General features: G+C 67.1%; 17 protein-coding genes and 1 pseudogene. 6 read left to right on the top strand and 12 right to left on the bottom strand.

Annotation, left to right across the window (positions count from 1 at the left end; genetic code table 11):
- Positions 1-2: 2 nt before the first annotated feature.
- The 5 genes from AB4Y78_RS01930 to AB4Y78_RS01910 form a co-directional block, all read right to left on the bottom strand.
- The gene (locus tag AB4Y78_RS01930; RefSeq protein ID WP_441714326.1) at positions 3-2,021 is read right to left on the bottom strand and encodes an oxidoreductase; all 2,019 of its coding nucleotides are present in this window, start codon (positions 2,019-2,021) and stop codon (positions 3-5) included.
- Between the two features lie 79 nt (positions 2,022-2,100).
- Positions 2,101-2,505: a hypothetical protein gene (locus AB4Y78_RS01925; protein ID WP_441714324.1), complete on the bottom strand. Its 405-nt coding sequence runs from the start codon at positions 2,503-2,505 to the stop codon at positions 2,101-2,103.
- Positions 2,506-2,515: 10 nt separating this feature from the next.
- Positions 2,516-3,166 carry an alpha/beta hydrolase gene (locus tag AB4Y78_RS01920; RefSeq protein ID WP_441714322.1) on the bottom strand — a complete coding sequence of 217 codons (651 nt, stop codon included), beginning with the start codon at positions 3,164-3,166 and terminating at the stop codon, positions 2,516-2,518.
- 27 nt (positions 3,167-3,193) lie between these two features.
- Positions 3,194-3,415, bottom strand: a complete 222-nt coding sequence (locus AB4Y78_RS01915) for a hypothetical protein (RefSeq protein WP_441714320.1) — start codon at positions 3,413-3,415, stop codon at positions 3,194-3,196.
- A 35-nt stretch (positions 3,416-3,450) separates the two neighbouring features.
- The gene (locus AB4Y78_RS01910) at positions 3,451-4,341 is read right to left on the bottom strand and encodes a LysR family transcriptional regulator (RefSeq protein WP_441714318.1); all 891 of its coding nucleotides are present in this window, start codon (positions 4,339-4,341) and stop codon (positions 3,451-3,453) included.
- Between the two features lie 71 nt (positions 4,342-4,412).
- Here AB4Y78_RS01910 and AB4Y78_RS01905 point away from each other — a divergent pair, with 71 nt between their 5' ends.
- The gene (locus AB4Y78_RS01905; protein ID WP_441714316.1) at positions 4,413-5,438 is read left to right on the top strand and encodes a YeiH family protein; all 1,026 of its coding nucleotides are present in this window, start codon (positions 4,413-4,415) and stop codon (positions 5,436-5,438) included.
- Between the two features lie 3 nt (positions 5,439-5,441).
- On the opposite strand, the gene AB4Y78_RS01900 is transcribed toward AB4Y78_RS01905, so the two are convergent.
- Positions 5,442-5,741, bottom strand: a complete 300-nt coding sequence (locus AB4Y78_RS01900) for a hypothetical protein (protein ID WP_441714314.1) — start codon at positions 5,739-5,741, stop codon at positions 5,442-5,444.
- Between the two features lie 297 nt (positions 5,742-6,038).
- Positions 6,039-6,347 carry a putative quinol monooxygenase gene (locus tag AB4Y78_RS01895; RefSeq protein WP_007929027.1) on the bottom strand — a complete coding sequence of 103 codons (309 nt, stop codon included), beginning with the start codon at positions 6,345-6,347 and terminating at the stop codon, positions 6,039-6,041.
- Between the two features lie 677 nt (positions 6,348-7,024).
- On the opposite strand from AB4Y78_RS01895, the gene AB4Y78_RS01890 reads away from it, so the two are divergent.
- A complete protein-coding gene (locus AB4Y78_RS01890) occupies positions 7,025-8,518 on the top strand; it encodes a hypothetical protein (protein WP_441714311.1) in 1,494 nt (497 codons plus the stop codon).
- 83 nt (positions 8,519-8,601) lie between these two features.
- On the opposite strand, the gene AB4Y78_RS01885 is transcribed toward AB4Y78_RS01890, so the two are convergent.
- On the bottom strand, positions 8,602-9,225 hold the full coding sequence (locus AB4Y78_RS01885) for an LON peptidase substrate-binding domain-containing protein (RefSeq protein ID WP_441714309.1): 624 nt from the start codon (positions 9,223-9,225) through the stop codon (positions 8,602-8,604).
- 196 nt (positions 9,226-9,421) lie between these two features.
- Between AB4Y78_RS01885 and AB4Y78_RS01880 the strand changes: the two genes are divergently transcribed.
- From AB4Y78_RS01880 to AB4Y78_RS01870, 3 genes and pseudogenes are all read left to right on the top strand, one after another.
- Positions 9,422-9,685, top strand: coding sequence for a hypothetical protein (locus AB4Y78_RS01880; protein ID WP_441714307.1), 264 nt, complete (start codon positions 9,422-9,424; stop codon positions 9,683-9,685).
- Between the two features lie 309 nt (positions 9,686-9,994).
- Positions 9,995-10,390, top strand: a pseudogene (locus tag AB4Y78_RS01875) (transposase); the annotation flags it as partial.
- Between the two features lie 215 nt (positions 10,391-10,605).
- Positions 10,606-12,078 (top strand): AAA family ATPase, encoded by a 1,473-nt coding sequence (locus AB4Y78_RS01870; protein ID WP_441714305.1) that lies wholly within the window; start codon positions 10,606-10,608, stop codon positions 12,076-12,078.
- 915 nt (positions 12,079-12,993) lie between these two features.
- Here AB4Y78_RS01870 and AB4Y78_RS01865 read toward each other — a convergent pair.
- Genes AB4Y78_RS01865 through AB4Y78_RS01850 form a run of 4 tightly spaced genes read right to left on the bottom strand, consistent with a single transcriptional unit; the run spans position 12,994 to position 20,660 of the window.
- Positions 12,994-16,179: a type I restriction endonuclease subunit R gene (locus AB4Y78_RS01865; RefSeq protein ID WP_441714303.1), complete on the bottom strand. Its 3,186-nt coding sequence runs from the start codon at positions 16,177-16,179 to the stop codon at positions 12,994-12,996.
- Positions 16,179-17,354, bottom strand: coding sequence for a restriction endonuclease subunit S (locus AB4Y78_RS01860; RefSeq protein ID WP_441714301.1), 1,176 nt, complete (start codon positions 17,352-17,354; stop codon positions 16,179-16,181). The genes AB4Y78_RS01865 and AB4Y78_RS01860 overlap by 1 nt, the downstream gene beginning before the upstream one ends.
- Positions 17,351-18,973 carry an N-6 DNA methylase gene (locus tag AB4Y78_RS01855; RefSeq protein ID WP_441714300.1) on the bottom strand — a complete coding sequence of 541 codons (1,623 nt, stop codon included), beginning with the start codon at positions 18,971-18,973 and terminating at the stop codon, positions 17,351-17,353. The genes AB4Y78_RS01860 and AB4Y78_RS01855 overlap by 4 nt, the downstream gene beginning before the upstream one ends.
- A 1-nt stretch (position 18,974) precedes the next feature.
- The gene (locus AB4Y78_RS01850; protein ID WP_441714298.1) at positions 18,975-20,660 is read right to left on the bottom strand and encodes a hypothetical protein; all 1,686 of its coding nucleotides are present in this window, start codon (positions 20,658-20,660) and stop codon (positions 18,975-18,977) included.
- A gap of 473 nt (positions 20,661-21,133) precedes the next feature.
- On the opposite strand from AB4Y78_RS01850, the gene AB4Y78_RS01845 reads away from it, so the two are divergent.
- Complete coding sequence (locus AB4Y78_RS01845; RefSeq protein ID WP_441714296.1) at positions 21,134-22,567, top strand: hypothetical protein; 1,434 nt, start codon at positions 21,134-21,136, stop codon at positions 22,565-22,567.
- Positions 22,568-22,640 lie beyond the last annotated feature (73 nt).

The raw sequence follows: 22,640 nt of genomic DNA, 5'->3' as shown, positions 1-22,640 counted from the left end.
GATCAGACCGCGGCGGCGACGCGGGTGCCCTGGTCGATCGCTCGCTTGGCGTCGAGCTCGGCGGCGACGTCGGCACCACCGATGAGGTGGACGGTGACCCCCTTCGCCTGGAGCTCGTCGTGGAGGGTGCGGTTGGGCTCCTGGCCGGTGCACAGGACGATCGTGTCGACGTCGAGCACCTGCGGCGCGCCGTCGACGGTCACGTGCAGACCGTCGTCGTCGATGCGCTCGTAGGTGACGCCCGGGACCATGGTCACCCCGCGGGCCTTGAGCTCGGTGCGGTGGATCCAGCCCGTCGTCATCCCGAGGCCGGCACCGACCTTGGAGGTCTTGCGCTGCAGGAGGGTCACCTCGCGCGGTGCCGACCGGTGCGAAGGGGAGGTCAGCCCACCCGGCGTGGTCTCGGCCTCGTCGATGCCCCAGGTCTGCTGGAAGGCCGCGATGTCGAGGCTCGCGTCGTCGCCGGGGTCGGTGACGAAGGCGGCGACGTCGAAGCCGATGCCGCCCGCGCCGAGGATCGCGACGCGCTCCCCCACCTGCGCGCCGCCGCGCAGCACGTCGAGGTAGCCGACGACCTTGTCGTGGTCGACACCCGGCAGCTCGGGCACGCGGGGCGTGACACCGGTGGCGATGGCGACCTCGTCGAAGCCCTCGAGGTCGTCGGCCTCGACACGGGCGCCGAGCTTGACGTCGACGCCGGTGTCGGCGAGCTTGTGCCGGAAGTAGCGCAGGGTCTCGTCAAACTCCTCCTTGCCCGGGACGCGCCGCGCGACGTCGAGCTGGCCGCCGATGTCGTCGGCCGCGTCGAAGAGCGTGACGTGGTGGCCGCGCTCGGCGGCGGTCGTCGCGAAGGCCAGACCCGCCGGGCCGGCACCGACGACGGCGATCCGCTTGGCCAGCCGGGTCGGGCCGATGACCAGCTCGGTCTCGTGACAGGCGCGTGGGTTGACGAGGCAGGAGGTGATCTTGCCGGCGAAGGTGTGGTCGAGGCAGGCCTGGTTGCAGCCGATGCAGGTGTTGATCGTCTCGGGGGCACCGGCGGCGGCCTTGTTGACCAGCTCCGGGTCGGCGAGGAAGGGCCGGGCCATGGAGATCATGTCGGCGTAGCCGTCGGCGAGGAGCTGCTCGGCGACCTCGGGGGTGTTGATCCGGTTGGTCGCGACGAGCGGGACGGTGACGGCGCCCATGAGCCGCTTCGTCACGCCGGCCCATGCGGCGCGCGGGACCTGGGTGGCGATCGTCGGGACGCGGGCCTCGTGCCACCCGATGCCGGTGTTGATGATGTCGGCGCCGGCGGCCTCGACCTCGCGGGCCAGCTCGACGACCTCGTCGTGGGTCGAGCCGTCGGGCACGAGGTCGAGCATCGACAGGCGGTAGACGAGGACGAAGTCGTCGCCGACGGCGGCGCGCACCCGGCGGATGATCTCGATCGGGAAGCGCATGCGGTTGGTGTAGGACCCGCCCCAGTCGTCTGTGCGCTGGTTGGTGCGCGTGACGATGAACTGGTTGATGAGGTATCCCTCGGAGCCCATGATCTCGACGCCGTCGTAGCCGGCCTGCTGGGCCAGGCGCGCGCACCGGGCGTAGTCGTCGATGGTCCGCTGGATGTCGCCCTCGGTCATCTCCCGTGGGACGAAACGGCTGATCGGCGCCTGGATCGGCGACGGCGCGACCATGCCCGGGTGGTAGGCGTAGCGGCCGGTGTGCAGGATCTGCATCGCGATCTTGCCACCCTGCGCGTGGACCGCGTCGGTGATGAGCCGGTGGTCGGCGACGTCGTCCTCGCTCGTCAGCGTCTTGCCTCCGGGCAGCGGGGCGCCCTCGTCGTTGGGGGCGATGCCGCCGGTGACGATGAGGCCGGCTCCCCCCTTCGCCCGCTCGGCGTAGAAGGCGGCCATCCGCTCGAAGCCGTCGGGCTGCTCCTCGAGGCCGACGTGCATCGAGCCCATGAGGACGCGGTTGCGCAGGGTGGTCCGGCCGACGGTGATCGGCGCGAGCAGGTGCGGGTACGAGTGAGGCATGGTCGACGACTCCAATGGTCAATTTGTTGTCTAGGTGGAGTCTGCCATGAGGACCGTCGCCGGCGAAAGGTGTCGCGACTCAGCCGACGCCCTGGTCGACGAGGCGCCATCGCTCGTCGTCGCCGTTGCGCGCGAAGACGTAGCCCCAGGTCGTGCGGCGCGCCGGGGAGAAGGACCCGTCGGACTGGAGGACCCGGAACTGCACCGGCACGTCCTGGACCTGCTGCCACCCCTCCAGCCCCGTGCCGGCCAGCCAGTAGTCCCGCGCCTGACCGATGCTGTCGTCGGTGACGACGAGGTCCTGCTGGGTCAGCGGGTCGACGTAGGACGGCACGAAGTGATCCGCCCGGTCCTCCGACGCGATCGCCCGCATCGTGCCCAGGTCGTGACCGAGATCCTCACCAAGGAGACGCGCGACGTCGACCTCGACCGGTAGTCGACGACGGCGAAGGGGGCGGACCGGCCGGTCCGCCCCCTTCGTCATGTCGTGGCGCTCAGGTGCGTCGCTCGACGACGTCGAGCACGGCGTCGGCAGCAAGCCGGTGCCACCTCCACGGGCGGTCCATCAGCGCGTGGCCGCCACCGGGTACACCGTCCCAGGTCGCGTCGGCGCCCTCGGCGCGCAGCCGCTCGACGAGCTCCCGGGAGCGTTGGGGGCTGCACACGGCGTCGGCCTCGCCGTGGATCACCCGCACGACCCGATCGTGCAGGTGCTCGTAGGTCTCGTCCTCACCCACCCAGGGTGCGAGAGCGACGCTGCCGATCACCGCCTCCTGCCCGCCGCAGCGCAGCGCCGCCCAGCCACCGCTGGAGTGGCCGAGCAGGACGACGGGGCGACCGTGTTCCTCGTGGAGGCGGCGGACGATCTCGCGGGTCTGGAGCAGGCCGCTGCCGGAGGGGGCGACCCATCCCCCGTCGCTGTTGTGCACGAGTACGGGGGCGACCCGGCCGCGGGCGGCTCGGGTCACCGCGGGCACGAAGGGGAGCATCCGCAGGTAGGAGATGTCGCGATGGCGCCGGGGCTGGGTCGCGTCGGCACGACCGCCGTGCAGGAGCAGCGCGATCGCGCGCGTGCGTGGGCCGACGCGGACCCGGCCCTGCCGGATCGATGACATGAGGGTCTCGAGGTCGGGCGGGGTCGTCATCGCGCGAGTCTCGCAGGTCGTCGACCGCTACGGCATGGCCGCCTCGTCGACGTGCTGCAGCTCGCAGTCTCGAGGCGGGTGACCATCTCGCGGGCGTCGTCCTGCGCCAGCGATCTGAGGGGTGCCGACGACTCCCTGCGCGAGGTGGAGGAACACGAGGAAGGCCACGAGCCCGCCGGCGATCCGGGCAGCCCACCGCAGTGCTGTCCTGGTCCGGCCACCGTGGGCGGGGTGCGCGGCCTTCGCCACGGTGCCGCCCCCCGTCGCCGGGGACGAAGGGGGGCTCAGCCTGCCGAGTCCGTGGCAACGGCGAGCAGGGTCGCCGTCGCGGTGCTCATTCGAGCACCCTTGCGCCACAACGCCGTCAGTGGGCGCTCGAGGTCGAGGGTGGTCGGCACGACGACCAGTCCCCCGGTGTCCACCTCGGCAGCGACCGCTCGCTCCGACACGACGGCCGGCCCGAGGCCGGCGCGGACCGCGCCGAGCAGCGCGGCGGTCGAGCCCGCCTGCAGCGCCACCGTCGGACGCTGCCCGAGCGCCCGCTCGAAGGTGCTGCGTGTCCCGCTGCCCTCCTCGCGCAGCACCCACTCGGCCGCTCCGAGTGTGGGTGCGGTCAGCGGGGAGCGCCGGCGCGCCCACGCGTGACCGGGTGGCACCACGACGACGAGCCGGTCGGTGCCGACGACGCGGTGCTCGAGACCCGGGGTCGTCGTCGTCGTCTCGACGAAGCCGATGTCGACGAGCCGGCTGCGGACCATGTCGGCCACCCGGTCGCTGTTGACGACGTGCAGCTGCGGGTGGACCTCGAGCCGCTCGCGCAGCTCGCCGAGCCAGCGCGGCAGGATGTGCTCGGCGATCGTCAGGCTCGCGGCGACGCTCACCTCGCCCCGCCTGGCCCCGCGCAGCGAGGCCAGACCCGAGCGCATCGTGTCGGCCTCGCGCAACACCTGCCGTGCCCAGGCGACGACCGCGCGCCCGTCCGTCGTCAGACGCGAGCCCCGAGGACTGCGCTCGAGGAGGGTCAGCTGCCAGCGCGCCTCGAAGGCCCGCACCCGGGCGCTCGCCGAAGGCTGGCTCAGCCCGCGCGCCCGAGCGGCCGCGCTCAGGCTGCCGGCGTCGTCCACCGCGACGACGAGCCGCAGCGTCTCGATGTCGAGGTCGGGCAGGTCAGCCATAGTCCAAGACTATGACCTGGGGTGTTACCGGGGTCTACTGGGCGGCCTCGACGCCCGGCACCGTAGTGGTCATGCAGACGATGACCGCACGGCCCGCTTCGAGACGCTTGCTGCGCAAGCTCCTCAGGGAGCGACGGTCGGCAGCGACGCTCGTCGCACCGTTGGCCGCTGCCGCAACGGCGTTGGCCCTGAGCACGGCGGTCCCGCTGCTCGGCCCGCTGCTCATCGCCCTGGTCATCGGGGTGGTCGTGGTCAACAGCCGCCTGGGCAGCGTCCCGGCCATCGCCGGTCACGACGCCGCCACGAAGTTCCTCCTTCGGCTGGGCGTGGCCGCGCTCGGGCTGCGCCTCCCCTTCGCCGACATCGTCTCGATCGGGCCGAGCGGGCTCGTCGTCATCGCGGCCACGGTGCTCGCGACCTTCACCGGCACGCAGTACGTCGGTCGGCGACTCGGCCTCGAGTGCGGACTGGTGACGCTCGTCGCCACCGGCTTCTCCATCTGCGGCGCCGCGGCCATCGCCGCCATCGAGGACACCGTCCGAGCCAGGCAGCAGCACGTCGCCCTGGCCGTCGCCATGGTGACGATCTATGGCTCGGCGATGATCGTCGCCGTGCCCTGGCTCGCCGGAGTCATCGGTCTGAGCGATGGCCAAGCGGCGATCTGGGCCGGCGCGAGCATCCACGAGGTCGCGCAGGTGGCCGCGGCGGGCTCGCTCATCGGCACCTCCGCCGTGGCGCTGGCGATGACCGTCAAGCTCGGTCGGGTCGCCCTGCTCGCACCGCTGTCGGCCGTGCTCGCCCGCACCACCCCCGGGGCGAAGGGAGCGACCGCTCCCCTGGTCCCGTGGTTCATCGTCGCCTTCGTCGTCGCCGTCGCCGTCCGCACGAGCGGCCTGCTGCCGCAGGGGGTCCTGTCGGTCACCGACGTCACGACCACGCTGCTGCTCGCGGCCGGCATGTACGGCTTGGGCATGGGCATCCGCGCTCGTGACCTGTGGCCGCTGCCGCTGCAAGTGCTCACCCTCGCGACGATCTCGACGATCATCGCCGCAGGCACCTCGCTGGCGCTGGTCCTGCTCGTGGGCTGGGGGGCGTGACGCTCAGGTCGACGTGCGGCCGTAGAACAACTCGGAGGTCAGATCGTTGAGCACCATGTCGGGACGCTCACTGCAGGTGAGGACAGAGTTGATCCGTGGCCTCGTACCCCTGATCGGGGTCACCCGGTGCAGGGCCCACTCGCCGCGGAAGAAGGCCAGGGTGCCGGCAGCACTGGGCAGGACCTGCAGGCTGGTCCGGTCTCCCTGCAGCACTCGTTGGACGCTCGGATGCTTCTCGTCGTCGCCGGAGCGCAGCCCCGGCAGGTACTCGAAGTCGCCGCCCTCCTGCGCCTGCTGGTACATGACACACCGGGACGGCGACCTCATCGAGATCCAGAGGGCTGGGTGTCGGCGATCTGGGCCCGCCGGACGGTGGCGATCTGGCCGGCGCTGCTCTTTCGGCAGCCAGCGATCACATCGGCGATGGTTCAGCGCGAGTTGGGTCTGTCACAGCCGGCCGCAGACGCCGTCATCGCGCGCCGGCGTGACGCTGGCGTCGTCACCAAGGCGGTGGGCCTGCAGCGTCGACGTCGGGTGGGCGGCTCCGCAGGTGACGTCGGCGCTCGACGTCTTCGCCGAACGGGCCAGGCGCGGCTGACCTCAGACCGCGAGATCGACCTGGTCACCGACGGGCGAGAGCACGATGACCTCGGGCTGAGCGAGCAGGTGCGGCGCGACGGCCTGGCTGAAGTCAGCGAAGGCGTCCATCTCGCCGTGCCGCTTCAGCGCCTCCGTGGAGTCGTAGGCCTCGAGGAGGATGTAGTCACCCTCGCTCTTGGCGACGCGCTGGAGGTCGTAGCGCAGACACCCCTCGTCGGCGAGGAATGTGCCGCGGGCCGCGGCGACGGCGGCCTCGACGGCGTCGGTGGACTCGGGCTTGGCGGAGATGCGGGCGACGACGTTGATCATGGGTCCACTATATGTGAATCATGGTTCAGATCAGGTGCAGCGCGTCGCCCTCCGACAGCCACGTCCTGCCCCCACATCACCAGGGCCTCATCGAAATGGCCGAGCGCACGGACCTGCTCGTGCACGAGGCGATCGGCGTGAAGGGGGGCCGGGCTCGGCGCGGCCAAGGTCGACAAGAACCAATGCCGCCGCGATGCGCAGAAGGGCTACCGCGGCAAGGTGACGATCGGGCAGGACCTCGACCGCTTCACCCTGCCGCTGCGCAACAAGGGACGAGGTCGCGGCTGACGCCCTAGAGCAGCTCGTCGAGTCACCACTCGGGGTGCGGGCCCCGGTCCAGCCGGTCACCGCATCGTCGGGCAGGATCTCCGACCCCGGCCACCCGGGGCCGGAGCCACCGGTGCGCAGTGACTCTTGCCGGGCGCGCTCCGCCACTGCTCTAGACCCCGCAGGGTCAGCTCGGCCAGCTGGCCCGCACCGAGGCCGCTGCTCGTGTTCTTCGTCAGATCACTCATCGCCACTCCCCTTCGTCCTCCACCGACGAGGTCAACACCAGGTGCGGCCACCGACAACGCTCGGGGGTCGAATGGCTTCGAGGCTCCTTCGTCGCACCTCAGCCAACATGCGGGGAGCGCTCCCCCTGTACGCGGGTCGCCGGGGCCGCAAGGCTGTCGCCCATGACGACCTTCCCGCTCCCCCTCCCGTCGACCCAGCCCGAGCCGCAGCCTGCCGTCGACCTCGGTGGTGGCACCGTGGCGACGCTGCGCTGCGCGGGTGAGGTGGCTCCCTTCGCCCGGCCGGTCGTCGACCGCTACCGCCGCCACCACGAGGCGGGCAACACGGAGGACGCGCTGCGGACGATGGTGGGCTTCGGCTTCTGGCAGCTGCGGCAGGACCGGGAGACGCAGTTCGCGATCACGGCGCCGGACTACGCGGCGGAAGACTTCGTCGACGCCACGACCGACGACCTGACGCTCGCGCTGTGGATCGAGGCCGCCCAGGCGGACGTGCTCAGCCGCGCGGACGTCGATGGCGCGCCAATTGACATGGCGATGGGCGTGACCTTCACCAAGGCGGCACTGACGGTCGTCGAAAGGGGCCGGACCGACGAGCTCGTCCTCGTGCGGCGCCCGTCGACGTCGGAGGACGACTCCGGCTGGCTGGTGCGCACGGCCGAGAAGTCCTTCCTGCGCAACAAGGAGGTCGAGGTCCTCGCCGGGCTGCTCGTGCAGTCGGCCGCCTACCTCGTGCCGCTGCTCGCGCTGCCGACGGGGACGGTGACGCGGGTCGCCGACGGCCGCTTCCTCGGTGCCTGGGCCACGCGGGCCACAGACGGCACCGTCACCGATGCGGACCGGCAGCTGCTCGACGCCGACGGTCGCGGCGCGGGTGCTCCCATCGGCGAGCGTGGTCAGGCGGCGGCACCGACCACCGAGACGATCGAAGAGGTCGTCGACGGCGTGACCCTGCGCGCGCGGACCCACCCGCAGCTCGCGCCGCTCGCCGGCAGCGTCCTCATGGCCTTCGCCGCCGGCGCGGCCGGTCCGCTGGAGCCGGGCGCCCGCCTGCAGATGTCATATGCGCCCTACACGCTCGAGGCCACGGACGAAGGGGGTGTCCTCCTCGTCACGACGCCGGACTTCTCCTCTCCCGAGGCCTATCGGGAGCGGACGACCGACGACCTCACCGGTGCCCTGCTCGGGCAGGTCGAGCAGGTGCAGACGGCTCGCAAGGCGGGTGTCGACGCGGCGCCGGTCAGGGCCACCGAGACCATCGCGATCCAGTCGGCCGCGCTCGACGCGATCGTCCTGGGTGAGCCCAGCGCCTTCATCATGGAGCGCTACGAGCTCGATCCCGGCACGGACACCCTCACCGACGGCACGCGGCGGTCCGGGTGGTCGATCGTCACAGCGTCGGCCCAGACCGACGAGGAGCGCGCGCTGCGCAACATCGACGCGGGCGAGCTGCAGGCGTGCGACCGCACCTTCGGCCCGTACCTGGCGCTGCCGGTCGGGTCGCTGCTGCAGTTCGCCGGTGGTGAGCTGCAGTCGGCGCACCTCGTCGACCAGGCGAAGCTCGACGAGGTGCTCGCGCGGGGTGAGTACCGCACGATGGGTGAGGTGCTGGCCTCGGGTGAGGCGTCGCGGCCCCTTTTCGTCGACGCTGACTGAGTCGGCCTCGCCCTTCCCCACCGGTCCCTGAGGAGGCGAGGAACGAGCCGTCTCGAAGGGCCAGTGGGGACCCCTCGCCATGGTCAGTCCGGCTCGTCGGGTGACTGGAGCGGCAGTAGCTCGAGGGCTTCGCTCGTGAGGCGAGTGGTGGTCTCGAGCAGCTCGCCGAGGGATGACGACCGCAGCAGCGCGAGCTGGTCGAGGGCACCGAGCTGGGCGACCCACGCCAGCTGCCAGCTGCGCGCGACCGGGTCGTCGGCCAGCTCGATGTCGGCGGGCAGCGCCGGCGATCGGTACTCGCTCATCACCGTCAGCGCGCGTCGGACGGTGCGCTCGGTCTCGGCGAGGCGCGGAGCGTCGCCATCGGCCCACGTCAGGTCCGGCAGTCGGGTGACCTCGGCCCGCGGGTAGGGGTCGTCGGGCAACCACCTGGTGACCTCGATGCGCTCCTGGCCGCGAGCGATGAGCCCGACCCGGCCTCCACCCATTGGCCGGACCTGCTCGATGCTCGCGAGGCACCCGATGGCAAAGCGCTGGTCTCCCCCACCGACCTCGAAGCCCCGCTCGATGAGCACCACCCCGAAGCGCCCGTCGCCGGCCGCGACGTCGCGCAGCATCGTCAGGTAGCGCGGCTCGAAGACCTGCAGCGGCAGGGGCTGCCCGGGCAGCAGCACCGTCCCGAGGGGAAACATCGGCAGGACGTCCATCGCCCCAACCTCCCACGCCCTGGCCCACCGGCCCCTGAGGGGGCGAGGAACGAGCCGTCTCAGGGACCGGTGGGGACCCTCCCCATGGCCAGCCCGGCGAGTCGCTGATGGGGTGGAGTCTCCGACGCGAGGGCAGGCCCTTGCACAGACGCTCGACGGTTGCTCGGCTCGACCGGGTGCTGCTGAAAGAATGCTCATGAAGTCCAGGACGCGACTGGCCACCGCTCTGTCCACCGCGGCCCTGCTCGCGGGAGGTGTCGTGGCTGCCGGCCCCGCGCACGCGCTGACCTCGCACACCGTCACGACCTCGACCCTCTCGTCGTGCCAGCAGCAACTCCGCTACGTGGTCAAGGACCTGCAGTCCTCGCGGCAGTACCACCACCAGGAGCGGTGCGGGAAGCGCAAGACCAACAACCACGGCGGGTACGTCTACCAGGGCACTGTCTGGTACTACGGCTGACGCCCAGCCGAATACGAGACCCTGCACTACGCTCACCCGCACGACCTTGCCGAGAACCCCTCGGCGGGAGAACTCAGCCTCCACTGAACCCGGGGCGGTTCAACGCATCGCCAACGTCGTCAGGCCAAGGGCTCCACGCAGCCACCACGCCATCGTCGAAACCGTCATGGCTGCCCTGGACGAGCAGAGCGTGACCGTTCCCCGGCACCCGGGCCGCCGAACTGGTCCCGCCCCAACTGACCGACCAGCTGACCTCGCTACTGGCTCAACGCGAGCAGGCCGGGCCCAGGTCGAGGAGATGTCGATGCACACCCTCTTGCCGCGGTCCTGACCTCGATGCCCGGCATCGGGGTCAGGACCGGAGCACGGATCCTGCTCGAAGTCGGCGACGGGACCACCTTCCCCACACCCGGGCACCTGGCCGCCTACGCCGGACTGGCCCCAGTCACCCGACGCTCGGGATCCTCCATCCGCGGCGAACACCCCTCACGAGGTGGCAACAAGAACCTCAAACGCGCGATGTTCCTGTCCGCCTTCGCCGCGCTGTCAGACCCGACCTCACGCGCCTACTACGACCGCAAGCTAGCCCAAGGCAAGAAGCACAACGCCGCCCTGATCTGCCTCGCACGACGCCGCTGCGACGTCATCCACGCCATGCTCCGCGACGGCACTCCCTACCAACCCCGCCCAGCCTCAGCCGCTTGACGAAACCCATAGGGACACCCCCCGCGAATCGACCAACCGCTGGCGCGGGTGGCACGCCCGGAGGCATCGGGACGGTCGGCTCGAACTCCTCCGCCAATGCCAACGCCAAGCCATGCCATGTGGGTCACTGCTGCTCGGCAACAGCAGCCTCGCGCCACCGCAACACCGAAGCGAAACGCAGGGCGGGAACGCCCACGCCTCGCTAGCCTGACCAGATGGACATCTACGCCACCAGCAAGCGTAGGGGCACTCCAGGCGGAATTCGCTATCCAGCAGTGCTTCTGCGAGCCGACCGCTGGGATGACTTCGGCTACAAGACGACATATCAAGCGACATACCACTCCGCAACGGACAGCGAGGTATTCCTTGGGGTGGTCAAGGTGATGCAGAAGGGACAAGAGAAGAGCGCCACTCCGACGAAACTGCCTAGGGGGTCTATGAAGCTAGATGAGTCATATTGCTCGATCGGTCAAGCCCTCTCCTACTACGAGAACATTCTGGAATTGCTCCCGCAGGATGACGCCCATGCCTACTTGAGACGAATGCAGGACCTGGCAGCAAACCCGGATCGAATAACGGACTTCTCACAAGAAGACTGCTACAGAACCTCTCTCATGCGCGAGAATGGCGCACAGCGCGCCCTCGAGGACGGCACGGACCTAATCATAGGAAAAATTCTCGCCACCGAATTACGCTTCTCGTTTAGGACTTCAACTGGCGGCGAACAATTTGAATCCACCTTCATCTTCGGCGACTCTACGGATATTCCATCTCGAATCAATGCAGTAATTGGTTACAACGGCGCCGGAAAGACGCGGCTCCTCGCCAATCTCGCCCATGTCGCCTGGGGGGACGAACACCATAGACGCAACTCACTTTCACACGGTGAGCTCCGCCCGCGAAACCTCGCTTTCGGACGAGTCGTAGCGGTCTCATATAGCGCCTTCGACATGTTCGATACACCAACATCCGACGCGGCGAAGAGAGCCTACGTATACTGCGGCCTAAGAGACTTGAACGTCCCCTCTCAGCACAAGCTAAAGGGGCAAAACGTGATCGCCGATGAGATTGAGGCTGCCGTAACGAGACTAAAGAGCAGCAGCCGGTGGCAGATGCTCCGCCGTGCATTGGAGCCACTCCTACGCGAACCGTCCTTCCGCTTGTCAGCTGGTGAGATGAACTTCCAAGATGAACCCGACACTTGGCGACCGGGTTTTGACTCTCTTAGCACGGGGCACAAAATTAGCTTGAACATTGTGGTTCAACTGGTCACGCAACTCGAGAACAGGTCACTCGTTCTTCTCGACGAGCCTGAAACACACTTGCACCCTCCATTGCTTGCGGCACTTATGACCGGGATAGCGGTCGCACTAGAGGAGACCAACTCTTTCGCTGTCGTTGCCACGCATTCACCCGTTGTCCTTCAGGAAATCGCCAAGAGGCACGTGCAAGTCATTCGAAGAAGTGGGACCGCCACGATCATCGAGATCCCACCAATGGAAACCTTCGGCGAGAGCATCGGAGTCTTGACTCGCACTGTCTTCAATCTCGACAACGCCGATTCCGACCATGAGGGCACCTTGGCTGCACTTGCCAAAACCCACGGTACTGAACGGATTAACGAGGTCTTCCCAGAAGGCCTGTCGTCTCAGGCTCTGGGCATTCTTCTTCAGAACGAAATCGACTAAGCGAGGCCCATTGCACAACATCCCGTCACCCCTCAGCGACGACTTAAGTGATTTCGACGACGTTTGCGGGAGCCGAAGCCTCCAAAGTCGAGAATCTCTAAGTTCTGTCAGGCCGCTAGTAGCCACCAGCTACGAACTCTACAAAGCCCACGCACCACGAGTGAATGAAATGCTCAGGGAGTCCTTCTCGGAGCACGTAGAGGAACTACTTCACTCGAATTTCTCGAGGCTGGACAAGGGAAAACCGTGCGACAACATTCGCATGGAGATTCTCGCAGGCGCCCAAGACGGCCAATGTCCATACTGCAGCTTGCAAGACGCCTCATCGATCGATCACATCTTAGAGCGAACGACTCACCCTGAATTCGCCGTGCTGCGACTAAATCTTGCACCCGTGTGCGAAACCTGCAATCGCGAGAAGGAGCGCACCCGCTCGCGCTTTAGGGGACGACCGAGACTCCATCTACATTTTGACGGATTCCCAATCGAGCCATACCTGAAAGTGTGCATACGTCAACGGTCTGGCCTAAACACATTTGACTACAGCATCTCGAGGCCGAGCACCCTCGTCAACGAGACCGCCTGGCTCGCACTCAAGGGCCACTTCGAGTCTTTGAACCTAGCGCGCCGCTTCTCAATTAGATCTCAAAAGGAAATGAATGACCGAGCCCTGCACCTTAAGGATGTGAGAAGCTGCAGGGGCCCTGAGGGTGTCGCAGCCCTCTTGGGGGCGCAGGCGGAGTCTGTGGCCTATGCGCGGGGAAATGGATACTGGCTGTCGTGCCTATTTCGGGACGCTTCGCAGGATGAACAATTTTGCGACTCGGGAGTAAACCTTCTAGGGTGATTCGATATATTCGCCAAGCAGCCGAAGCCCCCTGCTGCCGTGCAGGTCAAGACAATTGCAACTCAATTTCACTTGGCAAACCGCGGCGCCATCGCTTCCATCTGCTCGATCACCAACCGGATCGCCTCAGGCTGCTTGTCCGGCGGGTACTTGTACTTCACCAAGAGCCGCTTGACCGAGGACCGGAGCTTCGCCCGCACGTCATCGCGTGACGTCCAGTCGGTCTTGATGTCGCGCTGCATCACAGCGGTGAGCTCGCGCGCGATCTGAGCGAGGACCTCGTCCCCCATGAGGTCGACAGCCGACTCGTTCTGAGCGACGGCGTCGTAGAAGGCCAACTGGTCCTCGCTCAGCTCCGGGTCGAACTCCTGCCCTCGCTTGGCCTCCGTCGCGATGTCCTTGGCCATTTCGATCAGCTCGGCGATCACCTCAGCCGAGGTGAGCTGCTGGTTCGTGTACTTGTTCATCAGCTCGGTGATCCGCTCGGAAAAAGCACGCTGCCGCACCAGATTGTGCCGGGACACTTGGCCGGATTCTTCGACCAGGAGCGCACGAAGCGCCTCGATCGCCAAGTGCGGGTTGGTCGCCGCCGTTGCCTTGTCAGCGAACTCCGGTCCGAGGTCGGCAAGACTCGGCTTCGGCAGACCCGCGGCCTCGTAGATGTCGACGATCTCACCGCTCTCCGTCGACTCCGCCACCAGCCTGCTGAGCAACCTCTGGATCTCGGCGGGCACGGGCTCGCCCCGCGACTGCCTCTCGATGGCGTCGAACTTGCCCATGTACACGCGCACTTCTTCGTAGAAGCGCACATCCGGTCGCAGACTGTCGAGAGTCTCGGAGCCAGAGGCGATCGCCCACGCGCGCGACAGCTGGGCGCTCAGCTTGCGGAAGCGTGTCGTGAGACTTTCCTCCCCGTCGGCCAGGTCCGCGTTCCCCGGCGTCGACGGGGACCTCAGGTACTCCGTCATCCCCACGGCAGCCTTGATCCACGCCGTCTGCCCGCGCCCGAGCATGGTCTTCCAGTTGAAGCCGGCGCAGACCTCGGCAATCTGAGCCACGAGGGTCTCGGTTAGAACGATCGCCTCGTCGATGTTGCGCCCCATCGGCTTGCCAGCCTGATCGGTGGCGCTGTACTCGGCCAGAGCCTTGTTGAGGTTCTCCGCCAAAGGTGCGTAGGCGACGAGCAGACCGTCCTGCTTGCAGCGGTAGGTGCGGTTGACCCGGGCCAGCGTCTGCATGAGCAGCGCCCCCTTGAGCGGTCGGTCCAGGTACAACGTGTGCAGAGGCGGCGAGTCGTAGCCGGTCAGCATCATGTCCTTGACGATGACGATCTCCAGCTCGTCGTCGACATCGCGCAGACGCTGCTTGATGACCTTGTTGTCCGAGTCGCGGCGCACGTGGTCCGAGATCGGAGGCTGATCGGTGGCGTTGCCCGAGTAGACGACCTTGATCCGTCCGGCGTGCAGGTCATCGGAGTGCCAATCAGGGCGAAGGGCGATGATCTCGCCGTAGAGGTTGGCGCAGATCTCGCGCGTAGCGCCAACGATCATCGCCTTACCGTTGGCGCCGATCACCTTGGTCATCTGGGACCGTCGATTTTCCCAGTGGTCGACGATGTCGGCAGCCAGAGTCTTCAACCGCGCGGGCGCGCCATACACGGCATTGATCACGGCGACCGACTTCTCGATCCGCTCCCGCTCGGCGAGATCGAGTCCGATGGCGGCCTCGTCGGCGGCACTGTCGAGATCGCCTTCGCTCACGCCCTCTGCAAGCCCGACCTTGATCAGGCGCGGCTCGAAGTAGACGGGGACCGTCGCTCCGTCGTCGACTGCGCGAGAGAGGTCGTAGATGTCGATGTAGTCGCCGAAGACCTCCCTCGTATTCCGATCGGCGAAGGAGATCGGCGTACCCGTGAAGGCGATGAGTGTCGCGTTGGGCAGTGCGTCCTTGAGGTGGCGCGCATACCCATCAAGATCGTCGTAATGGCTGCGATGGGCCTCGTCCACGATGACGATGACGTTCGACCGGTCAGTGAGCATGGGGTGGTCGGCGCCGGCGTCGCGCTCAGCCTTGCTCAGCCCGAACTTCTGCAAGGTCGTGAAGTAGATACCCCCGGTGACACGCTCGGTCAGCGCGGTGCGAAGCTGCGCTCGTCGCGTCACCCGGACGGGAGCCTCGGGAAGCAGCTGGCTGCGCTGGAAGGTCTCGTAAAGCTGGCCGTCGAGCTCGGTCCTGTCGGTAACGACGACGATCGTCGGGTTCAGCAGGTCCGGGTGGTTCATCACCTTGTTGGCATAAAGCTCCATCTCCATCGACTTGCCGGAGCCCTGGGTGTGCCAGACGACCCCGGCCTTGCCGTTGGTCTTCACCGCCTGGACCGTGGTCCCCACAGCCTTGGTCACCGCGAAGTACTGGTGCGGCTTGGCGATGCGCTTGAGGAGCCCAGCATCAGGGTCGGAGTCGAAGGCGGTGAAGTCGCGTATGAGCTGGAGGAAGCGTAGGGGGTTGAAGACCCCGTCGACGAGATGCTCGATTCCCGAGCCGTAGTGGCTGTCCTCGTGCTGGACGCCAATGGTGATGGGCTTGCCGTCGTCGTCGACGTTCCACGGCGAGAAGTGGTTGAGCGGCGTGAAAGGCGTGCCGTACTTCGCCTCGAGCCCGTCGCTGGCGACCGTCATCACGACCGAGCGGAAGACCATCGGGAGTTCGCGGACATACGTCGTCAGCTGGGCATGCGCGGCGGTGAGGTCGAGGTTGGCGGCACCTGCTTGCTTCAACTCGATGATCGCGACGGGGAGTCCGTTGAGGTAGAGCACAATGTCGAAACGACGCTCGACCTCTCCCACCCGGACCGTCACCTGGTTGACGGCGAGGTAGTCATTCTCCTCCACGCTCGCTCCGACCAGACGGATCGTCGGGTTGTGCTCGCGCCCGTCGGCGTCGACGAAATTCACGCCGCGGTAGCCGTCGACGAGGTACCGGTGGAAACGGAAGTTTTCGGTGATCGCATCCTGCGACTTCGGAGCGACGATGTCCGCCATGGCCTGCTGCAGATAATCCGTCGGCACCGTCGGGTTGAGCCGGGCCATGGCCCCGAGCAGACGCGAGGGGATGATCAGGTCATCCCATGTCGCCCGCTCCCCTGAGCCCGGGGCGATCGACGCCCCGGGGTTGGTCGGCCACTCATGCTCGGCCAGCGCCTCGAGCGTCAGCTGCTCCCACGCTTCCTCGGTGAAGTCCCCCAGATCGACCATTACACGACCTCTCCAACCATCGCCTCAGCGTCCTTGACGGTGACCTTGCCCGACATCAGCAGCGGAAGCAACGCATCACGCGTCCGAGCCAACTTCTCGTTTTCCAAGCGAGCATGAACGACGGTTCGTCCCAGCGCCGTGATGGCTTCTTGTGTCGCCTTTGAAAGAGACCGGGGGTCGGTGATCTCCAGGGTCATCACGTCGTCTGGCCGAACCCTTTGGTGGCTGCCGGACGTCCCAGCAACCATGCTTTTGAGCTCCACCATGAAGTTCTGCTGTGACAGAACGGCCCACAGCACCGACGAGCACACCAGCTCGGGCTGCAGGACGATGAACTCTGTCGAGGCCAGGCTCGGTCGTCCACTCAGCTCAACCACGTCCCAGACACGAGGAATCCTCGGATTGAGCTTGGACAGCAGGACACAAGGCGATTCGATCGCGAACTTGGCGCTCTTGATCAAAGGCGCCAGTGTGGCTTCTGGAGTTCGGGACTCGTCGTAGGCAGGCAAGCTGAAGTGGTCAACCTCGGCCTCGCTTAGCGCCTCGGGCTTCACGGTTCGTGTGGTGCGAGTGGCGACGTCCGCCAACTTGCACTGTGCTTTCCCTTGACCTGCAAGTGCTATGACCAGCTCCTCCGCACATGCTGAAAGGCGAGCGTTGACGGCGATCTTCTCGTCGAGCGCCCCCAGCACCTCCGCGATAGCCCGCTGCTCAGGGAAACTGGGCGCTGGGATCGCCACCTTCCTGAGCGCAGACTGCCGAATGCCAAAAACAGTGGATCCCGTAGATCGCCCCTGCAGATCGGCTTGAACTTGCTCGGACTGCAACGCGTAGTAGAGGAAGTGCGTGTCCAAGACCCCTTCGCGACCCCGAAGCCCGTATAGACGTTGACCCAAAACAAGGGGTGCATCCGTGCGGAGCCGCGCCACGCGGCCCAAAGGTGCCTCACTTGTCAGCAACACGTCGCCGCGCTTCAACGGAACAGGCATCCACTTCCTGTAGGTCTCAGTAGAGACGTGCCGCGCCCCTGAAAGGTCTAGAACGCCGTTGGTTACGAGCATCGCAGATGCCACGGGTATCCCACTGTCCGTGAACTCCGACCCGAGCTTCTTTGGCGTCTTGCCACGATGGTCAATCAAGGCGTCCAAGGACTCGCCGAGGCTCAACAATCTCATCGAACCCTCCCCAACTGCTCACGCACAACCTGCTCCAGCCGCGCCGTCTCGTCGAACTGCGCAAACAGTTCCGTCGTCAGTCGCTCGATCTTCCCCTCGAGCGGCTCGTCGTCGTTTTCGGCCTCCGGCGTCCCGACGTACCGCCCAGGCGTGAGCGCATACTCCGAGGCCTTGATCTCCGCCAACGTCTTCGTCGCGCAGAACCCGGGGACGTCCTCGTACTCGACCCCCTTCGACACCGCCGACGGCGATCCTCGCCAGGCGTGGAACGTGTCCGCAATCTTCGCGATGTCCTCTGCCGCGAGCGCACGCTCCGCACGGTCGACCATGTACCCGAACTCCCGGGCGTCGATGAAGAGCACCTCGCCGGTGCGGTCCGTTGCCCCCTTCGCTCCGGCGCTCTTGTCCTTGGCAAAGAACCACAGACACACCGGGATCCCGGTGGATCGGAAGAGCTGGGTTGGCAGGGCGACCATGCAGGAGACCATGTCCGCCTCGACGATGCGGGCACGGATCTCCCCCTCGCCGCTGCTGTTGCTCGACATCGACCCGTTGGCCATGACCACGCCAGCCTGACCACCGGGCGCGAGCTTGGACAGGATGTGCTGGATCCACGCGTAGTTCGCGTTGTTCTTCGGCGGCACGCCGTAAACCCAACGAGGGTCTTCCTCGGCGCGATGCCAGTCCTTGATGTTGAACGGCGGATTGGCCAGGACGTAGTCCATGGACAGCTCCGCGTGGTAGTCCCGCACGAAGGTGTCGCCCCACCGGTTGGCCAGCCCCTTGTTGCCGATGCCGTGGATTGCAAGGTTCATCTTCGCCATCCGCCAGGTGCGCTCGTTGTTTTCCTGGCCGTAGATGGACACGTCCTTCGGGTCACCCTCGTGGTCGTGGATGAACTTCTCCGTCTGGACAAACATGCCGCCCGACCCACAGCACGGGTCGTAGACGCGGCCCGACGCCGGCTCGAGCACCTCGACGAGGACCTTGACCACGCTGGCGGGCGTGTAGAACTCGCCACCTCGCTTACCCTCGGCGCGCGCGAACTTCTCGAGGAAGTACTCGTAGACCTCGCCGAGGAGGTCACGGGCCCTCCCTTCGCCCTGCCTCGAGAAGCGGGCGCTGTTGAAGAGATCCAAGAGCTCACCCAAGCGGCGCTGGTCGACGTTGTCCCGGTTGAAGATCCGCGGCAAAGTACCGGCCAGGGGCGGGTTGGTGCCCATGATGTAGTCCATCGCCTCGTCGACGAGCTGTCCGATGTTCTTCGGCGGCTCACTCCCCACGGCGGGTAGGCCCTTCGCGTTCTGCGCGAGGTAGGACCACCGTGCCCGGGGAGGCACGACGAAGACGCCGTAGCCGAGGTACTCCTCGGGGTCGTCGATCAACATGTCGATCTGGTCGTCGTCCATGCCCTGCTCGGCCAGCTCCGCCCGGATCGCCTCACGCCGCTCCTCGTACGCGTCGGAGACGTACTTGAGGAAGATCAGCCCGAGGATCACGTCCTTGTACTGTGAGGCGTCCATGGAGCCGCGCAGCTTGTCGGCGGCCTTCCACAGGGTGTCCTTGAGCTCCTTCATCGTCGACGGAGCCGACGGTTCTTTCTTCGTCCTGGGCGGCATGTCAGGGTTCTTCCTCGGAGTGGTCAGTGATGGTGAGTGCACCCGTGGAGACTCCACGGGCAAGTTCGTGTGCGAGCAGGGCGAGCCTGTCCCCTCGGTCCCTGGTCCTCGCTTCCTCAACTGCGACCTCCCGCAAGACCGCTGCGAGCGTGTCTGCCTGGGTGACCGGCACTCTGGGCATGCGCCAGGCCCGCCATCTCGGCGAGCGAGGTGGGAGTGCGTTGATGGCTTGGGCCACAGCCTCCGGCACCAGCCCACTGCCGGGCGCACACCGCAGGACACGAGCAGGGCTGGCCACGACGGACAAACCGTCCTTGTCGACGATCGCTGCAGGTCGGGGTGAGACGCAGAAGACCACGTCGTCAGCCTCGGTGCGCCGGGCACGCGGGGCCAGCTCCTCGAGATCGAGAGGGTCGACCAGGCGTGGTGGTTGAGCGGTGTCGCGCACGTGGTCGGGTTCGACGACGCGTACGCCGGTCGACGCCGAGGGGGCGGGCTCGATGCGCGAGCCCGGGAGAACGCGGAGCAGACCGTCCCGGATGGCCGCGTCGATCGAGACCTGCGAGGTCGGGGATGCATCGGTCCCGGGGCCAACTTCGAGATCGTCGAGCAGCGCCGATCTCAAAGAAGCATCCTGCAGCTCACTCAAGATCCGTCGGACGGAGACGACGCTCTCTGCAGGAGGGGTGATCTTGATCGGCGCGGGCCCCGTACCCGGCACGACGATGGGTCCGCTCCCGGCCAGGAGTGCTGCGGTGGCGTGCAGCCGTGCGTACCGGAAGGCGTGGGTATCTCTCGCCGAGTCGGTCAACGAGGCCACAACGTCCGTCACGATGTCGTCGATCGCGTCGGGAGTCAGCGCCTCGTTGCTCAGATCTGCTGTGGCCAACCGTCTGGACTCAACGCGCACGGAGGCGGGCTCGCCGCCCAGGACCCAGAGCCCCAGGGCCATCCGGGAACCGTCGTCGAGCAGGCCGCCGGGGAGCCTCAGGGCGCAGCGCAGTCGACCCAGCCGGACAAAGTGGTCCCTCTGCTGGTCGAGGTCTCGTCGGCTCAGACCGTCGCACAACACCGCGGCAGGTCCGACGATGAGCGCTCGCTGCTGCTCGTGAAGATCAAGTTGGATGTCGTCGGCCTCGGTCAGCAGGACTGAAGGGTCGAGGGACTGTCGCGAGCCGGGGATCCGTGTGACGACGAGCGGCAGTACCCCGTCGAGGGCGACGCCGACGACTCTCCGGCCTCGCACCCAGTGCAGCCGACGGGCTGCCCGATGGCGAGCCGAGTCACCCACGACGAGAACGTGGGCGTCGACGTCTTCTCCGAGCGCCGCCAAGATCGCGTCGAGCAAGTCAACATCCGATGCATTTGGGTCGGCGATGACGACATCACCTTCACTCTCGAGGGCGACGGCCGCACCGATGAGCCCGAGGAGCCTCAACGCCTCGCGCCCCAGCGCGGGCCGCGTCTCTCGGACCGCCGCTCGCACTCGCACATAGGCGCTGGCGGCATCCCACAACGCGTCTGACAGTCGCTCGGCGTAGCTGGCCAGATCGGTCAGCGCGTCGCCCGCCGCGATCAGCTCGCTCACGAGGTGGTTGTCGTCGGGGTCGAGCGCATCAGCTTCGTCCACGATCGCGTCGGCCAGTAGATCCGAGAGGGTCAGCCCGGTGCGGGCCTTGAGGCACAACAGCGCCTCGAGTGCCGCGCGGCTCGTGTCCTCGTCGAGATCGACCAGAGGGCGGGCATGCGCGAGGGCGTCTCTGCGGAAGTCGGCGTTGTTGCCACGACCGGACGCCTCGAGCCATGCAACGACGTCGGCCAGCGCGAAGAGCTCCCCACCGCTCGTCTGCACGGGAGCCGGGAAGGGGATGTGCTCGCCACGGACCGTGGTGCGTTGGCGCCACATCGAGACAACCGACCGCTTGACGTGGGCCAACGCCGCGATGTCGGAGAGCGACATGACTTCGGTGCCATGCGCGTCAGACATGAGCTGCCCTCCTCACCCGTCGGCCTGCCCTCATTCGGATAGGCCCAAGGTAGACGGCAATGTGCATGCCGACTATGGGACTCACTGATAAGCCCCCTTATCAGTTCTCTTGCTAGCCCTTCTTCGTTCGAGTCCCCGATGGTTGCGACACCAACCGAGCGAAAGGCAGCGACATGAGCAACGACTCCAGCCACCAGGCCTCGTACGACGCAGCGACCTCGACCATCATCGTCTCCGACCTGCAGCTGAATCAGCCTGCGGTCACGCAGGAGGCCCTTCGGTGGTCCACCGGGACCCGCGGCGCAGCGGTCGCAGCCCGCGACCTCGAGGGGTGCGACTTGGCTCCCTTCGTCATCCAGGCACTCACCGTCGGCGCAACGGCCATCAATGCCGCCGGCGGTGCGCAGGACACCTACAACCTCGAGCAGCTGATCCAGGACGTCGGCCAGCGGACCACGGAGGCCTCTCAGCGTGCGGCTGACTCGACCGCCAAGGTGACGACCGCCGCTGCCGAAGCGATGGACAAGGCGACGATGACCGTCCGCAAGTCCCTCGCAGAGTCGAGCGATGCCTCGAAGAAGGCCATCAGCGACACCGTGACGTCGGCACGCAAGGACCTGCGCGACGAGCTGACTCGCCTCTTCGGCGGGGACGACCCGGAGTTCATCGCACGCCTGCAGCCCGTGCTCGACGACTTCACGACCAAGCTCACCAAGCGCACGGACGAGCACACGTCCTCGATGTTCGACAAGGCGACCAAGGCACTCAACCCTGACGACCCCACCTCGCCCATCGCCAAGCAGATGGCGGCCTTCGACAAGAAGCACGCTGAGCTCGTCACGCTCTCGGCCAAGCAGAACGATGAGCTCAAGACGAAGGTCACGGAGCTCACCAAGGCCATCGAGGTCCAGCGTGCAGCCAGCGCCGCCACCAAGGCCGCCGCGAACGTCACGCCCATCAAGGGTGCGAGCTACGAGGACAACGCGGGCGCCGTGCTCGCGGCTCTGGCCGCGGGGTTCGGTGACGAATACGTCGCCACCGGAACCACGACGGGCGCACTCCCCCGCTGCAAGAAGGGAGACGGCGTCCTCAGCATCGCCGACTCCGGCGCGAAGGTCGTCTTCGAGATGACCAACTCGGGTCAGAAGCGCGGGTGGGGCGACTACCTCGACGAGGCCGAGCGCAACCGCGGCGCGGCCGCATCGCTCGGACTCGTGCCGACGGTCGAGGAGAACGAGGGGCATCGGGTCCGCACGATCGGCAGCCGCCGGATCGTCATGGCCTTCGACCCGGCGACCGACGACCAGGCGCTGCTGCACACGGTGATCTGCCTGCTCCGGGCCGCGTCGCTGGCAGCGTCGACGCGCGACGACAACGGAGAGGTCGAGACGGCGCGCGAGCGGATCAGCGAGGCGCTGGAGGCCCTCAGCCGTCTCGACGAGATCCAGAAGACCGCAGGACAGATCAGGAAGTACGGCGACAGGGTCGCCACCCAGGCGGACGGACTCCAGACGACGCTCAACCGGCTGCTGCTGCAGGCGCAGACCGCCCTTGCCGGCACCAAGCTCACGCCGATCGACGGCGAGCAGACCACCGGCGTCGCCTGACGCTGGTCCACCTGCTGGGTCGTGCCCCGGAGGGGAGGGCACGGCCCAGCAGTCCACCACTACGCACGGAGGA

The sequence above is a fragment of the Janibacter sp. RAF52 genome (assembly GCF_052114035.1).
Classification (GTDB): domain Bacteria; phylum Actinomycetota; class Actinomycetes; order Actinomycetales; family Dermatophilaceae; genus Janibacter; species Janibacter hoylei.
The sequence above is the reverse complement of the archived record's forward strand: the minus strand, read 5'-3'. Positions and strand labels throughout refer to the sequence as shown.